The sequence below is a fragment of the Pseudoalteromonas sp. NS-SX12 genome (genome assembly GCF_057367955.1).
In genome coordinates this window covers 1,097,528-1,113,571 of sequence record NZ_CM170634.1, presented here as the reverse complement: position 1 = coordinate 1,113,571, position 16,044 = coordinate 1,097,528, and the positions used below count along the sequence as shown (strand labels likewise).

Genomic DNA, 16,044 nt, shown 5'->3' with positions numbered 1-16,044 from the left:
ATGATAGGTTAGTTATATTTATTGCATTTTTATGCACATTCACAGTAACAATGTTTACTACGCAAACCTACAGCTTTAAGTTGAAGCAGCAAAAAAATAAGATAAGTTAAAACCTTTTCAACTTGCCCTACTATTTTAGCAAAGCAAAAAAGTGATATACTAAAAACCGAGTAAATTAGTCAGGTATAGGTCGAATTATGATTACCATTTCTGAGGCAGCACAAAGCCACTTTGCCAAACTGCTAGCAGATCAAGCTGAAGGCACTAACATTCGCGTTTTTGTGGTTAACCCTGGTACAACACAAGCCGAGTGTGGCGTGTCATATTGTCCGGCAGATGCCGTTGAAGAAACGGACATTAAGTTACCATTTAATGGATTCGATGCCGTTGTTGACGAAGAAAGCGCACCGTTTTTAGAAGAAGCCGATATTGATTTTGTTACTGACAAAATGGGCTCGCAACTAACGCTTAAAGCACCAAACGCAAAAGCGAAAAAGCTAAGTGATGACGCGTCACTGCAAGAGCGTGTGCAACATATGATTGAAACAGAAATTAACCCACAACTAGCGAATCACGGTGGTCAGGTTAACTTAGTTGAAATCACCAAAGACGGTATTGCCGTAGTCCAGTTTGGTGGTGGTTGTAACGGCTGTTCAATGATCGATGTAACACTTAAAGATGGCATTGAAACGCAAATGGTTGCTAAGTTTGATGAAATCACAGGTGTACGTGATATAACTGAACACCAGTCTGGCGAGCATTCATATTACTAAATTCAAACATCTAGTCTACCGACTAGGTCAAGAACCTAAAACAAGCCTAAAACGCTTTTTCAGCGGTTTAGGCTTGTTTGTTATTGCTGCCAGCTTAATTGTTTATGGCTACTTCAACAGTCATTATTTTCAAATAGCAGGGCTTGTTCTACTACCTATCGCGCTGTACTTTGCCATTTACGGCTATTTAGGTATTTTTGCTAATCGCTTTTCACAAGTTATTGCAAAAGCTGACGAGAGCGCCAAAAATCGTGATATTTTTTAGCCAGCGTTAATCCTCTTAACGCCATAAAACACGTCATAGCCAGCCATAACCCGTGATTACCCAAAGGGTAGCTAACGGCAAATACTCCCGCAAAGCCAACTAGTGCTGAAAAAATCATGGTATTACGCATTTCTTTTGCTCTAGTTAAGCCAACAAATACGCCATCATACAAAAAGCAAAAACTAGCGATTGGCGGTAAAATAATAGACCAAATTAAAAACTTCTCGGCGGTCGCCAATACATTCGGCAGGTCGGTTAACATACTGATAATCCAGCTACCTAGTAGCAAAAACATTACGCTGTAGAAGCAGGCAAATATAAAGGCCCAAAAGCGCCCGATAACAACCCAAAGATGAATTGCTTGCGCCTTCTTGCGCCCTTTCGCTTGACCCACTTTAGCTTCTACAGCATAGGCAATACCATCTAAGGCAAAACTTACTAACAATAAGAAGTTAAGTAATACGGCATTTGCAGCAAGCGTTGCATCCCCTAAAAAACCGCCATAGTAAGTCATAAAGGCAAAGCAAAGCTGCAAAAACAGTGAACGAATAAAGATATCTCGATTTAACTTAAGCGCACTAGTTAGGCCGTTGAGTGATGTTTTCAAAAGCGCGGAGAACGATAATCCATGCTTAGCAAAACGTGCTTTAAGCAACAACACAGCAGCTATTAAACCAATGTAATCGGCGCATACCGAAGCAAGTGCAGCGCCTTCAACCTGCCAGTCAAAACCCACTACAAATACAATGTCGAGAACAATATTGGCGACATTAGTCACCAACACGATCATTAACGTACCTTTACTGTATTGCGTGCCTAGCATCCACGCCAATAACACCATATTGAGTAATGCGGCAGGTGCGCTAAAAATACGAATATTAAAATACGTTTGTGCGTGCTTTATCGCGGCATCACTGCCCGATAAAAATAGCCCCATAAAATGGCTGATCACAGGGCTTATTGCTAGTAACAATAGCGCAACAGCGAACGCAAATAGAGCTGCGCGTTTCAGCTCTTGCAGCAAGCCATTTTTACTGTCTTTGCCGTAAGCCTGTGCAACCAAGCCGGTTGTGCTCATACGTAAAAAACCTGCGAGCCAGAAAAGTAAATTGATAACCATGCTGCCAAGTGCCACGCCGGCTAAAAAGCTGGCGTCACTGAGGTGGCCGATTACACCTGTATCTACCAAACCGAGAAGTGGTACACTAATGTTTGATACAATCATCGGCCAAGCAAGTACTAGCAGCCCAACATGGAACGATTTATGACGAGTAAAAAAGTTTTTCATTTATTTATTGGATTATGGTTAATCTGTTATTTTACGTTTGCTAATGCCGCTGTGATTTTACAATATCACCATGTATCAGAAACTTTACCACGTGTGACAAGCCTATCTGAAAGTGAATTCAGCGCCCACTTAAGTTATTTAAAAGATAATAATTATAGTGTTGTTCCACTTCAGCACATTATTGAAGCAGTTAAAGAGCAAAAGAGTATACCTGACAAAACAGTTGCACTCACATTTGACGATGGATTTATTAATAACTTCACGCAAGCAGCCCCCATTTTAAAGCGCTTTAACTATCCCTATACCATTTTTGTAAACCCACAACTGATAGATGAAGGTAAAAGCTATGTGATGACGTGGCCGCAGCTAAAAGCACTGACAAAAGAAGGTGCATACATTGCAAACCACAGCGCAAAGCACGATTACTTGCATATTCGCGAAGATAACGAGTCACTAGCGCAATGGCGAGAGAGAATACGCAACGATATCACGCATTCTGAACAACGTATTAAGCAGGAGATTGGCCACAACTTTAAGTATGTCGCGTATCCGTATGGTGAGTTTAATCGTGAATTACAAACGTTAGTAAAAGAGTTAGGCTATGTTGGTATTGGTCAGCATTCAGGCGCTGTTGGATTAAATACCGACTTAACGCGCGTGCCGCGCTTTCCGGCATCAGGGTTCTATGCCAATTTAGACACGTTAAAAACAAAAATCGCAAGTCTGCCGTTTTCATTTAACCTAAAAGCACAATCGGTTACAACCAACACGACACCAGTACTCGAATTAACCTTTACCGAAAAAGACTTTAACAACTCGCAATTCAATTGTTTTATCAGTGGCAACACAGCCAAAATTACTTGGCAAAGTGAAAATGACGTGACTGTGCAAAGTGAAGGTGAGCTAAACAAAGGACGTTCGCGTTACAATTGTACTGCGCCAAGTAAATCTAAAGCGGGCCGATTTTACTGGTTATCTCACCCTTTCGTGATTACTAAATAGCACGGTTATTTTTTTGCCCAATTTGCAATTTCATTTGCAACCGATTCTAAACTAAGAACTTTTTGCGCTGCGTCCAAATCGACTGCAGCGCGCGGCATTCCCCAAACCACGCTCGACGCCTCATCTTGCGCCAAAGTATACGCACCACACTCTTTTAGCTTTAACAAACCAGCGGCACCATCAGCCCCCATGCCGGTAAGTAACGACGCGCACACTTTTTTACCCAAGTTTAATTTAGCAATTGATTTAAACAATACATCGACAGCTGGGCGATGACGATTAACAGGGGCTGACTGAACTACTTTACACATCAGTTTCGTACCTTTGCTAACCACCGCTAAGTGGTAATCGCCAGGTGCGATATAAACATGATTAGGCTTAATTTCCTCATCATCTTCCGCCTCTTTAACCGTTAACGCGACTGAACGATCCATACGCTCTGCAAACGAGGCTGAAAAAACAGGTGGAATATGCTGAGTAATAACAATCGGTGGGAAATTGTCAGGCAAGCCTGTTAACACTTCTTTAATTGCCTCAGTGCCACCGGTTGATGCACCAATTGCCACCAGCTTAGTATTATCAAACGTGCCCGTAGCCACACTCGCCACAGGGGGAGTTACAGGTTTTATCGCTCGTACACGAGCTTTTGCTGCCGCTCTTATTTTTTCGTGTAAGGTTTGCGCGTAACCATGCAGTTTGTCACCAACTTGTTGTGTTGGTTTAGCAACAAAGTCAACGGCACCTAACTCTAAGCATTCAAGCGTAATCGGTGCGCCTTGCTGAGTTAAGGTCGAAATCATCACAACTGGCATTGGCCTTAGACGCATCAAGTTTTTTAAAAAACTCACGCCGTCCATTTTTGGCATTTCTACATCAAGCGTTAGCACATCTGGATTAAGTTTTTTAATTAGATCCCTTGCTTGATACGGATCATTTGCCGTACCAATTACTTCAATATCCTGTGCTTGCTGTAAGACCTCAGTCAGTACCGCTCGAATCAATGGTGAGTCATCAACTACTAAAACCCTGATCATCTTAATTCCTAAAATAGCTCGATATCAGTATGCGTATCTTGCTCTTCAATTTCGTGAAGATATTTAAATTCACGTTGTTGAATTGTATCGTTATGCATACTTCGAAGTTTTTTTACCTGTGCTTTGCCTGTAGTGGGATTAAACAGCACTTTTCGCGGCCAAGGCCCACCAACATCATGGGACTCAACTTGCAACCCTTCGTTTTTTAAAAATTGCGACACAAATATAATATTACCTTCGCCAATGTCGCCCATTCCGCGAATTATCTTACCACCACCAAAAATTTTAATTTTAAAGTTATCGCGATTGCCACCGTTTTTAATAATTTCATTAATCAAAAACTCCATCGCCCAGTTACCATAGCGACAGCTTAGACTATCAATGCTCGCATTATTATTTGCCGGAAGCATAAAGTGATTCATGCCGCCTATCCCCATTTTGTAGTCATAAACACATGCTGATATACATGAGCCCAGCACCGTAGAAATTAATTCATTTTGTTTAGTAACATACACTTCGCCGGGTAAAATTTTCGCGACAACGGCATCACGGCCTCTATCCCAATAACGTTTTATATTTTCAAAGCCGTTTAGGCACTGCTTAAAATTCTCGTTCAAAGTGCCTTCCTGTACATGGTTTTACCAAGCGCTACAAATTCCGTTTGTGTCTTATTCATACTTTCTGAATGGCCTAAAAATAAATGCCCTTGCGAACATAGCTGAGCAGCATAGCGTTGAAATAACAGTTCTTTTGTTGGCTGATCAAAGTAGATCACAACATTACGACAAAAGATCACGTCAAATTCACCTTTCATGGGCCACTCTTGTAATAAGTTAAGTCGCTTAAAGTAAATTTTGTCTCTCAATTCAGGCCTCACTTTAAACAAGCCGCTTTGCTTATTGCGCAGAAAAAAGCGTTTTTTTAAGCCATTATCTAAACCTGTAATTGAGTTTTCTGCGTATTCACCCGCGCTTGCTTTCGCCAGTACATTTGAATCTAAATCCGTTGCTAATATCTTTACATCCCAATTAGACGGAAACTTATCAGCCAAAGTCATCGCTATCGTATAAGGCTCTTCACCTGTAGAGCAGCCCGCAGACCATATTCTTACTCGCCTTGAGCTTTTATTACGTTCAAGAATTTGAGGAATAAGCGTTTCACGCAAAAAATCGAAATGGTACGGTTCACGAAAAAATGACGTTAAATTGGTGGTAATTGCATTAATAAAATGACTGAACTCGTCACGCTTATGTTGATCAAGGTAAGTAATATACTGTGCAAAACTTGCCAAATTTAATGCACGAATACGGCGCGCCAAACGAGAATAAACCATCTCGCGTTTATGGCTACCAAGCACAATACCACAGGCTTCATAAACCATTTTCGCGATCAACTCAAACTCTTGATCTGTTAGCAGAAATTCCTTCGCCACAATGACTCCTAGAGTAAGCTAGACAGAAACCTCTGCCTAGCTTTAACGAACAGTTAAAACTCTTCCCACTCTTCGCTGCTATCGGCGAAATCATCGCCCGATGGAACCGAGGTTATTTGCAGGCGCTCACTACGTGAAGCAACTTTTGGGGCGCTTTTTGCTGCTGGTCGCTGTGTAATCATCGGAGACTCAATACTATGATTACCGCTAGTATTAAAGAAACTTAATAACTGGCGCATCCCATTTGCTTGCTCCGCCATGGATTCACTCGCCGCAGAGGCTTGCTCTACAAGCGCGGCATTTTGCTGAGTCATTTCATCCATTTGCGTAATGGCTTTATTAACCTGCTCAATACCCGAGCTTTGCTCTTCAGATGCAACCGTAATGTCAGCGATCATTTCTGTCACTCGTTGCACAGAGGCAACTATCTCTTGCAGCGTACTACCTGATTCATTCACCAGCAGCGTTCCGTCTTCAACTTTACTCACGCTGTCTCGGATTAGCTCTTTTATTTCTTTCGCTGCTGCGGCTGAACGTTGTGCTAAATTTCGCACTTCACCGGCGACAACCGCGAAGCCTCGCCCTTGCTCACCTGCTCTTGCAGCTTCTACTGCAGCATTCAGTGCTAGTAAGTTAGTTTGGAATGCAATCTCGTCAATAACACCTATGATGTCTGCAATTTTCTTGCTGGCTTGATTGATTTCGGCCATGCTTTCTACCGCACGCTCAACCACTTCACCGCCTTGTTTAGCCTTCACTTGGGTATCGTTGGCAAGTTCATTCGCAACTTTTGCATTATCTGCATTTTGGCGAACGGTGCTGGTCATCTCTTCCATGCTTGAAGCTGTTTCTTCTAATGAAGACGCTTGCTCTTCGGTACGCTGACTTAAATCAGTATTACCTTGCGAAATTTCTTCCGCGCCACTGGCAACAAGATTAGAAGACACACTAACTTTCTCTATCACTTCGGTTAACTTTTCTGCGGTTGTATTTGCATCGCGTTTTAACTTATCAAATGAGCCTAAGTAATCACTCTGAATGCGCTTGGTTAAGTCACCATGCGCCATGGCATCAAGCATTTCTGCCGCTTCAGTAATTACCTCGTCGGATATTTCAACTAATCTATTAAGTCCTTGCGCAAGATTTAAGAAGAAGCCTTGTTTACCCGATTGTTCGATACGCGTATCTAGTTCACCTTGCGATGCCGCGGTTACAAGCTCGTCAATTTCTTTCTCAATTGCCACCTCAGCAGTTCTATCTAGCCACTCTACAACCGTGCCCAAACGCTCTTGATTATCGGAGAAGATAGGATTCGCAGTAAGCGCAAACGTACGACCGCCAACCAAAATTTCAGTGCTATACGTTGATGTCAATCGCTCTATCATTTGTTGCTGATGCGCTGGGTTTTTATGGAATACATCCATATTTGAACCTATTAATGACGACGCATTAAAGTTAGGTAAATCGCGCTTAATGTCGGATTCGGCATTGCGCATCATATTTAGCACAGCACTATTCATATACACAATTTCATTGCTCGCATTAGCAATCATAGTGTTGGTATTAACCGTATCAAGTGCTTGGCGAACTCGTGAATTTTCAGCAGCAATTGCCTCTGCTTTTCTTTGCGCTGCCAATTCATCGGTCAAATCTTGCCACTCGACAATGGTACCAATGCGTTCACCTTCGGTATTCAGCCAAGGTGTAGCAATTAGCGAAAAGGTTAATTCAGCAACCGTGATTCTGGTGCGATACACATCTTTAAGCGCAGCTAGCATTTTTTGTTGATGACTTGGGTCTTTGTGGAAAACATCAACACACTGCCCGATTAAGTTATTGGCATCAAAGTTTGGCAGCACTTTGCGAATTGATGCTTCGCGACTTTTTAGCATTTTTAAATTTTCATCGTTAATGAAAACTATCTTTAAGTCATTGTCTGCAATCATTACATTTGCTTGACACACTTTAAGTGCGTTTGCACGGTTGGCGGCCAAACGCGCTTCAAATTCAGCTTCTTTTTGCTCAGTAATGTCGCTCGCATATTTCACAACTTTAACGGGCTTACCGTTCGGATCAAAAATCGGATTATACGACGCCCTAATCCATACATTTTTTCCGCCGTTGCCAATTCGTTTATAATCACCAGTACAAAACTCGCCGCGATTCAATTTTTGCCAAAAATCTTTATAGTCTTGACTCGAAGCGTATTCTGGCTCCGCAAACATACTATGATGTTTGCCAACAATCTCATCTAATCGATAACCCATAACACCGCAAAAATTATCGTTCGCTGTGATGATTGTGCCATCGAGATTAAACTCTATTACGGCTTGCGATTTACGAATTGCTTCTAGCTGCCCTTCGGAGTCCGCAGCAGCCAGTTTACGTTCTGTGATATCCGTTGCGTATTTTACAACTTTAGTAACAACACCATGTTCATTGACAATAGGGTTGTATGACGCTTGAATCCAAATCTCTTTGCCTTCGGCATTAATACGATTAAATTCACCGGAGATAAACTCACCACGCGCTAGCCGAGCCCAAAACTGACTATACTCAGCATTATTGGCATGTGCAGGAGGTACAAACATGCGATGATGCTGTCCTTGAATTTGCTCTAAGCGATATCCCAACGCATTTAAAAAGTTGGTGTTAGCCGTAATTACAGTACCATCAGGTTTGAACTCAATCACAGCTTGAGATCGACTTAAGGCTTCTAAAATTAAATCACTCTCAGATTTCCCAGATGCTGCGTCTGGTGTTTTGCTAGACCACCACATATCAATCTCCACCCTTTTTTATTTGATTGCATTTCATCATCGGCTTTTACACTCGCTTAGCACTCACCTGTTGATGAGCTATTGTTTTTATTAGTCCGGCTCTTTGGAAAGATTCAACACCCGTTTTAAATCTAACAACACAACCATTTTTTCACCGACATTGACCAGACCATGAACAAACTCGGTATTTTCTGTATTGGTTACATCAGGCACATCGCGCGCATCAGACTCTGAAATGCTGTAAACATCTGATACTGCATCAACCACTAGCCCCATAATTTTGTCGCCACTTTCTAGGTCAACTTTGACCACGATTACTACAGTAACTGAGCTATAAGGCACCTGCGGCAAGCCAAATCGCGCCCGCAAATCAATAATCGGTACTATTGTGCCGCGCAGATTAATGGCACCTTTGACATAACTTGGCGAATTGGGAATTTGAGTTATTTCTTCCCAACCACGGATCTCTTGCACTGCGAGAATATCCACACCATATTCTTCATCTGCCATCATAAAAGTCAGAAACTGGCAGATATTCTCTTCTTGATTCTCTTCGCTCGACTCGAGAAGATCATTTGCTATCGCTTCCATCAAGCTTCCTCACTTTCTATCGGCTCAATTGCAAGCTCAGAAGTGCCTGCTTTTTTCAGGCCAGCTAATTTGATTAGCCCCGTAATATCAATAATTAGCGATACTCTTCCGTCACCTAAAATCGTCGCGCCAGAAACCCCTTCTACTTTTTGATAATTAGCTTCTAGGCTTTTAATAACCACTTGTTGCTGTGCCAGTAAATCGTCAACTAATAACCCGACTTTTTGGTTATCACTTTCAACAATAACCAGCAGGCCTTTATCGAGATCTTCAATTGCACCACTGTGATTAAAAATTTTATGTAGTCGTAAAATAGGAATGTATTCATCGCGTAAGCGTAAAACGTTTAAGCCGCCGCCTACGCAATTCACCATTTTCAAATCAATTTGCAATGATTCCACAATAGAAATAAGCGGAATGATGTAAGTATGTTGCGCTACAGTCACTAACTGACCATCTAAAATAGCCAAAGTAAGCGGCAGGCGAATCGTAAAGGTAGAACCAATACCTTGTTCTGAAGTAACCTCAATTGAGCCATTTAGCGATTGGATATTACGTCTTACTACGTCCATACCCACACCACGGCCAGAGATGTCACTCACTTGATCTGCAGTTGAAAAACCGGGCATAAAAATTAGCTCATTAATTTCATCATCCGATAAGTCGTCTGAATCGCTAATTAGGCCGTTTTGAATCGCTTTTTGTTTGATTTTTTGTGTATTTAAGCCAGCACCATCGTCCATAATTTCAATAACTATGTTACCGCCTTGATGAAATGCATTAAGTGTTACGGTACCAACTCTTGGCTTACCCGCCTCTTCCCGTTGCTCTGGCGTTTCTAGACCATGATCCAGTGAATTTCGCACCAAGTGCACCATAGGATCTGAGATTTTTTCCATTACTGTTTTATCAAGCTCAGTTTGCTCACCAAGGAGTTTTAGTTCGACTTCTTTTCCTAGCTTTTGCGATGTGTCTCGCACTAAACGCGGAAAGCGACTAAATACAAAACTGATTGGCAGCATGCGAATTCGCATCACGCTTTCTTGTAAGTCACGTGTGTTATGAGCAAGTTGTGCAAGTCCTTCTTGCAATGCCATTAATTTGTTTTCGGTAATTTCTCCTTCACCAAGCTGTGTAAGCATTGCTTGAGTAATTACCAGCTCGCCAACCATGTTAATTAGTGAATCTACTTTATCAATGCTGACTCGAATTGACGTACTTTCTGTGGAACCACTTTTTGCAGCAGCTTTTGCTGCTGGCGCAGGTTTGTCACTTTTATTTTCAGCTGTTGGCGTTGGCGTCTCTTCAGTTACTGGCTCACTAACATCTTCTGGTTCAGATTCTATGGGGTCGTCACCAAATAATCCGCCACACAAGGTGATAGTGATTTCGGCATCATCTTCAACCCATTCAAATACTTCTTTTATCGCCTCTTCGCCTTTATCGGTTTCAAGATAAAAGCACCAAGTTAAAAAACATTCGTCAGCCGCAAGGTTGTGAATATCAGGTACATCATCTAAATTTGCCGTCACGTCAAGCTGACCTAGTTCTGCCAACTCTTCAATCAAATAAATGGGTTCATTTCCCGTTTTAAATAAATGATGTTGCGGCTTAAAAATCACTTCGTAGGTATCAAGTGCACCGTGCTCCACAGGTGGATTATCGTTGCTACTTTTTGTAGCAGCTGGTGTACTAGCTGGCTGTGACTCACCCGCTAAAATTGCCTCAAACTTTTCTTTTAACTGAGTTGCCGTCGTTAGGTCTGTTTCTTGATTATTTTGTAAATCGCCTAACATTTCGCGCAAACAATCAACCGACTGCAAAAGCAGATTCACATGTTCGGCGGTTAATTCTCTGCTGCCTTCACGGATTTGGTCTAAAAGGGTTTCTAAAACGTGGGTAAAATCGGAAACATGTGTGAAGCCAAAGGTTCCACTTCCGCCTTTAATAGAATGCGCGGCACGGAAAATAGTATTAATCGTCTCGTTGTCTACATCACCAGGTGTGAGGTTGAGTAACTCCGATTCCATGACATCCAAACCTTCAAGGCTCTCTTCAAAGAAAACCTCAAAGAATTGGCTTAAGTCTATGCTCATGCCGCCTCCTGATTTATCGGATGACTTTTTTGATAACTGCTAATAACTGATCTGGATTAAATGGTTTTACGATCCATCCAGTGGCGCCAGCGGCTTTACCTTCGGTTTTTTTATCCAGTCCCGATTCGGTAGTAAGCATTAGCATAGGCGTAAACTTGTAGGCAGGTAGCGCTCTTAGTTCTCGAATAAGTGTAATGCCGTCCATAATCGGCATATTCACATCAGAAATGACCGCATCAAAGCTGTTGCCTTTAGCGATTTCTAACGCTTCGCTTCCGTCTTTCGCTTCTGTTACATCGAAACCGGCTTTTTTAAGCGTAAAACCAACCATTTGTCTCATTGATGCAGAATCATCAACCGCCAAAATCTTTTTCATACAGACCCCAAATTATTGTTCTGATAAGGCAAGAAAATCTTGCACTCCCAATGTTTTTGCTGCAGCAAATAACGCATCACTTTTGCCATGCCACGTAATTTGATGCTGAGTTTCCGCTAGATTTTTTTGCAACGAACAGAGTAATTGAATTGAAGCGGTATCAGCACGAGTAACCGAGGAAATATCCAGATCAATGCTCGATTGTTTCGATAATAAATCTAAGAGAGATTCTTTAAGCTCAGAGACTGAGTTTATGACAAGCTCAGCAGGTAACTGATACATAATTTTCTTTCCTTGTTCGCTTAAAATTAAGCGTAGACCCAGAATGAAAATTTGCCAAAATAATATCGATTTAATTAAAGCTAATTAATGCGTTAGCAGATCATAAATCGATACTAATTGCTGTAGTAACCAATAATCGAGGTCAGATCTTGTGTCATTTCACTCTGATTAATTAACGGTACTTTGCCTTTGGCAAATTCAGGTTTAAAAATGGCTCTAACCGCGCCATTTGGGTCGACTAACGTGACTGATGCACTGTGGTCAACTGTGTAATTTTCCGACTCACCATCATCATGAATGGCGTACACTAAACCTAGGTTTCGAACAAATGGAAATAAATGCTTATGCGCTGCTGAAACAGCAGTAAAATCGGGGTTAAAGTAATCAATGTACAGCTTGCGTTTTTCGGCGTTATCACGTTTAGGATCAACCGATACAAACCAAACATTTATGGCAAAGTTAGGCGATAACTCTTTTGTTATTTGAGTTAATTTTGCCAACGTCATTGGGCAAATATCTGGGCAACTTGTATAACCTAAAAATAATAGCGTCCAGTTGCCCTTTAAGTTTTGATTAGTAACCTGTTGGCCATTTTGGTCTTGCAACACAAATGGCTTAACAATCTTAGCCTCTTGATAGAGTAATGCGTTTGTTTGCGGAGGTGATTTTGGGCCGCAACCCAAAACCATAAAGATTAAAGATGTAACAATTAATAGCTTAAATTGGCTCATTTAAATCAACCACTTATCAATAAACAGTGCGATAAATAGTATCATAAGTTGCCAAATGGAATAGATAAATAGCTTTATCGCAGACTTTTCTTTGGCAGCAAATTTTAGCTCCCAAGCACGATACATAAACACGCCATTAAGTAACACACTTACCGCTAAATAAAAGTTTCCTGACATACCAATTAAAAACGGTAAAACACAAACCAATGTTAATAAAACGCTATATAGCAACACCATTGTTTTGGTGAATTCAATACCATGCGTTACTGGCAACATGGGAACTTTTGCGTTTTCATAATCTTTTTTACGATCAATGGCTAACGCCCAAAAGTGCGGTGGTGTCCAAGTGAAAATTATCATCACTAATAACCAAGGTTCTGCTGACATTGAGCCAGTTTCAGACACCCAGCCCAACAATGGCGGCATCGCGCCAGCAAAACCCCCGATCACAATATTTTGTGGCGTGCGTCTTTTTAATACCAGCGTATAAACAAACGCATAACCGACTAAAGCAACTAAGGTAAGCCAAGCGGTTAGCCAATTTGCATAAGCAACTAACATGCAAAACCCAATAACCAACAGCGTCATTGAAAAGACAAACGCCTGACGATTTGTCACACTGCCTGTTGCGACTGGGCGCGAGTCGGTGCGCTTCATTTTTTTATCTATATCGCTATCAACAATATGGTTAATCACCGCAGCGCTACTGGCTAATAATGCGATACCTACTATGGTTAACATCTGCTCTAGCAAGCTTCGCCCAACGTAGGGTGCCAAACCTTGTCCAACCACAGCGGTAAGCGCTAGCAACATCACAACTTTGTGCTTACAAAGCACTAAGTATTCATGAACTTTAGCGCTTAGTGAGCGCTGAAATTGTAAAACATAACTGGTCATAGTTTACTCCCTAGCACTTGCTTTTAATGAGATATGCAAGCCGAACGCAACTTAAAAGTAGCAATAATGCTGTCATATTATGAATAAGCGCAATATTGAGCGGGATATGCATCAAAATTAAGCTAACACCCAGCGCAATCTGACAAAGCAACACCACCCAAATATGGTAAACAGCTCGTTTTATTATTGTTGAATAACAGTCTTTTAGAATTTTAAAACCAGCCCAAAGAACGACAAACGTAGTAACCATTGCCCAAATGCGATGGAGAAAGTGAATCGACATACGCGCTTCAGCCGACAACACTCCAAACTCATAACTGGCGTGATCATTCGGTAATTGGAAAATACTCGTAAATGAAAAACGTTCAAATGTGTTGGCGCCGCACAAAGGAAAATCTGCACAATGTGACGCCGCGTAATTTGCCGCTAACCATCCACCTAATGCAATCTGCGAAACAACAAAGCTCAAAGCGATTATTGCCAAACCATAATGAGGTTTTGCGCCCGAATCTCCACCAGGGATGCGCTCTGTGGTAAGCCTAATATAGAGCAAGAACAACAGGCTCATAATTGTAAAACCACCGAGCAAATGCCCCATAACGATGAGCGGCTGTAAGTTCATAGTGACTGTTAACATGCCTAACGCAGCTTGAAATACGACTAGCCCCAAAATTAGTAACGGTAGCTTCACTGGCACTAATCGGTGTTGCCGTTGCTTAAATGCCATTATCGCAATAAGCAAAATAATAATGCCCAGCGTGCCAGCAAAATAGCGATGGATCATTTCTTTCCACGCTTTTCCTTGATCGACTTCATGTGTTGGAAAATGTGTTTCGACTTTTTCTAGCTCATGCACTTCATTAGGCACAGTTAAAAAACCATAACACCCTGGCCAATCAGGGCAACCTAGGCCCGAGTCGCTAAGTCGTGTATACGCGCCCAATCCCACCACAATAAATGCAAAAACACAGCCAAACAGTACAATTTTATGATATTGATTCATTCGCGCCTCCTATGCTCTGCTGCGGCTATAATTGAGCAGTTTCTTAAGGTCTTTTATAAGCCCGCGTTTCATATTATTGTCTGACTGAAGCTGATAATTAACGGGATATTCAAGTACTATTAAACCGTGATGATCGACTAAATAAATTGCATCTGATTCAATAGCAAGTGTTTGATTTTCTAGTTGTGTAACAACATTTTCATGTGCAGTTAAATTAGTCAGCTGCAATGCCTGCTGGCTGCTCGAAAGGGAAAAAGCCCCCACATATAAATTATGTTTACCAAGTACATCAAACACATTTTTAATTAATTGCTTTCGAGTTTCACAATGTTGCGTACAAACCTCTTCCGATAAAGTAACGAGCGACCATTTAAGTTGAGATTCCGCCGGCCACTTTTCAATTTTTTGTTCATTTTCAACGAAGTGCCCAAAGTTAGTTTGTGCAGGTTCAAGCCAATCAAACTTTAACGCCAAAAAAGCAGTTAACGCTGGCGCTAAAAAACAAATAATAAAAAGTCCAAGAGTCTTATTCATGTGCACTTCCTTTTCGATACATAACCGCACCAATCACAACCGCAACGAGAGCGAGTAAAATCCACTGCAAGGCATACGCTTTGTGTTTATCTGGTGACATATTAATAACTTGGTAATGAAATTCGCCCAGCGCACTTTCCGGCTGTGCATAAAGAATATATGGCGCGAATGGCTGCTGGAGCGCACTTGCTGCAAACTCTGGCGTAATGTATTGCAACCGTTGTCCTTGGCGTAATTCAAGATCATTTGATACCAAGTTGAAGCTTGTAAAGTTACCAACCTTCAATAATGCGGTGAGTGTTAGTTGCTGCGGCAAGCTTACTTCTGGTAATTGCTCTCGATTTAATGAGCCCGCAAACCAACCAAGGTTAACCAGCCACCAGCGTGAAGAATTATTTGGTTTCACGGCAACGATCAAGTCGTAACCAAAACGGCCATTAACCACTTGGTTATCAAGCCACCAAAACTGTGAAGAGACTTCGCCTGATAGGGATACTGTGAGTCCTGTTGCAAGCCAATCGCTTGGTAAACTAGCGAGCTGATACCAAGGAATGACCCCTTGTTGGCTAAGCTGATCTAGTTTTTTAATAATCGTTATTTTTTGCTGTGATCTTTGATACTGCCACACAGCTAAACTCGCGCATATTAATGCGACAGTTGTTGTACACACTAGCAGAGTGATGCTTTTTGCACTATTCTGGATTAACCGCATATAGCAAACTCCCTAAACTTATGTTGATAAAATTAATTATCGTATTCTTATTGTTTTACATCGTTTTTAGTTTGTTTAAAGCACTGTTTTGTATGCTTAAAAGCGACGCTGCTGCAAACTCTATGTCCCATTATTTAGGGCGCCGAGTGTTATTTTCTGCAATTGTTCTGATGATTATTTTGCTGGCAATGCTGTTTGGCATCATCACACCAAACAGCAATCCTTATACTGTTGGTTAGTGGTTATTG

The 16,044-nt window shown here is 41.5% G+C and carries 18 protein-coding genes; 4 read left to right on the top strand and 14 right to left on the bottom strand.

All coding sequences use genetic code 11. The features are described 5' to 3' along the window. The first annotated feature begins 197 nt into the window (after positions 1-197). Positions 198-773 (top strand): Fe-S biogenesis protein NfuA, encoded by a 576-nt coding sequence (gene nfuA / locus AC2IOM_RS05330; RefSeq protein WP_010561515.1) that lies wholly within the window; start codon positions 198-200, stop codon positions 771-773. Next, a complete protein-coding gene (locus AC2IOM_RS05325) occupies positions 766-1,038 on the top strand; it encodes a hypothetical protein (RefSeq protein WP_100914567.1) in 273 nt (90 codons plus the stop codon). Before nfuA ends, AC2IOM_RS05325 begins: the two co-directional genes overlap by 8 nt. On the opposite strand, the gene AC2IOM_RS05320 is transcribed toward AC2IOM_RS05325, so the two are convergent. After that, positions 992-2,326, bottom strand: coding sequence for an MATE family efflux transporter (locus AC2IOM_RS05320; protein ID WP_486359324.1), 1,335 nt, complete (start codon positions 2,324-2,326; stop codon positions 992-994). The genes AC2IOM_RS05325 and AC2IOM_RS05320 overlap by 47 nt on opposite strands. On the opposite strand from AC2IOM_RS05320, the gene AC2IOM_RS05315 reads away from it, so the two are divergent. Beyond that, on the top strand, positions 2,303-3,328 hold the full coding sequence (locus AC2IOM_RS05315) for a polysaccharide deacetylase family protein (protein WP_486359323.1): 1,026 nt from the start codon (positions 2,303-2,305) through the stop codon (positions 3,326-3,328). The two genes, AC2IOM_RS05320 and AC2IOM_RS05315, sit on opposite strands and share 24 nt — an antisense overlap. Before the next feature lie 5 nt (positions 3,329-3,333). Here AC2IOM_RS05315 and AC2IOM_RS05310 read toward each other — a convergent pair whose 3' ends face one another. From AC2IOM_RS05310 to AC2IOM_RS05250, 13 genes are all read right to left on the bottom strand, one after another. Continuing rightward, positions 3,334-4,362: a protein-glutamate methylesterase/protein-glutamine glutaminase gene (locus tag AC2IOM_RS05310; protein ID WP_486359322.1), complete on the bottom strand. Its 1,029-nt coding sequence runs from the start codon at positions 4,360-4,362 to the stop codon at positions 3,334-3,336. An 8-nt stretch (positions 4,363-4,370) separates the two neighbouring features. Further along, the gene (gene cheD / locus AC2IOM_RS05305; RefSeq protein ID WP_054978219.1) at positions 4,371-4,979 is read right to left on the bottom strand and encodes a chemoreceptor glutamine deamidase CheD; all 609 of its coding nucleotides are present in this window, start codon (positions 4,977-4,979) and stop codon (positions 4,371-4,373) included. Continuing rightward, positions 4,976-5,794 carry a CheR family methyltransferase gene (locus tag AC2IOM_RS05300; RefSeq protein ID WP_105173162.1) on the bottom strand — a complete coding sequence of 273 codons (819 nt, stop codon included), beginning with the start codon at positions 5,792-5,794 and terminating at the stop codon, positions 4,976-4,978. Before AC2IOM_RS05300 ends, cheD begins: the two co-directional genes overlap by 4 nt. A 53-nt stretch (positions 5,795-5,847) precedes the next feature. Beyond that, entirely contained in the window at positions 5,848-8,574 is a 2,727-nt protein-coding gene (locus AC2IOM_RS05295) for a methyl-accepting chemotaxis protein (protein ID WP_486359321.1), read from the bottom strand. Between the two features lie 90 nt (positions 8,575-8,664). Further along, complete coding sequence (locus AC2IOM_RS05290; protein WP_054978221.1) at positions 8,665-9,165, bottom strand: chemotaxis protein CheW; 501 nt, start codon at positions 9,163-9,165, stop codon at positions 8,665-8,667. Continuing rightward, positions 9,165-11,261 (bottom strand): chemotaxis protein CheA, encoded by a 2,097-nt coding sequence (locus AC2IOM_RS05285; RefSeq protein WP_486359320.1) that lies wholly within the window; start codon positions 11,259-11,261, stop codon positions 9,165-9,167. The genes AC2IOM_RS05290 and AC2IOM_RS05285 overlap by 1 nt, the downstream gene beginning before the upstream one ends. Before the next feature lie 13 nt (positions 11,262-11,274). Next, on the bottom strand, positions 11,275-11,637 hold the full coding sequence (locus AC2IOM_RS05280) for a response regulator (protein ID WP_010561505.1): 363 nt from the start codon (positions 11,635-11,637) through the stop codon (positions 11,275-11,277). A gap of 12 nt (positions 11,638-11,649) precedes the next feature. Beyond that, a complete protein-coding gene (locus AC2IOM_RS05275; RefSeq protein ID WP_010561504.1) occupies positions 11,650-11,919 on the bottom strand; it encodes an STAS domain-containing protein in 270 nt (89 codons plus the stop codon). Positions 11,920-12,032: 113 nt separating this feature from the next. Further along, positions 12,033-12,650, bottom strand: coding sequence for an SCO family protein (locus AC2IOM_RS05270; protein ID WP_486359319.1), 618 nt, complete (start codon positions 12,648-12,650; stop codon positions 12,033-12,035). Beyond that, on the bottom strand, positions 12,651-13,547 hold the full coding sequence (gene cyoE / locus AC2IOM_RS05265; RefSeq protein ID WP_486359318.1) for a heme o synthase: 897 nt from the start codon (positions 13,545-13,547) through the stop codon (positions 12,651-12,653). It lies immediately after the preceding gene. A 10-nt stretch (positions 13,548-13,557) separates the two neighbouring features. Then, entirely contained in the window at positions 13,558-14,550 is a 993-nt protein-coding gene (locus AC2IOM_RS05260) for a COX15/CtaA family protein (RefSeq protein ID WP_486359317.1), read from the bottom strand. Positions 14,551-14,559: 9 nt separating this feature from the next. Beyond that, positions 14,560-15,084, bottom strand: coding sequence for a hypothetical protein (locus tag AC2IOM_RS05255; RefSeq protein WP_105173156.1), 525 nt, complete (start codon positions 15,082-15,084; stop codon positions 14,560-14,562). Continuing rightward, a complete protein-coding gene (locus tag AC2IOM_RS05250) occupies positions 15,077-15,796 on the bottom strand; it encodes an SURF1 family protein (protein WP_486359316.1) in 720 nt (239 codons plus the stop codon). Before AC2IOM_RS05250 ends, AC2IOM_RS05255 begins: the two co-directional genes overlap by 8 nt. A 20-nt stretch (positions 15,797-15,816) precedes the next feature. Between AC2IOM_RS05250 and AC2IOM_RS05245 the strand changes: the two genes are divergently transcribed. After that, on the top strand, positions 15,817-16,035 hold the full coding sequence (locus AC2IOM_RS05245; protein ID WP_010561498.1) for a DUF2909 domain-containing protein: 219 nt from the start codon (positions 15,817-15,819) through the stop codon (positions 16,033-16,035). The last annotated feature ends 9 nt before the right edge of the window (positions 16,036-16,044 follow it).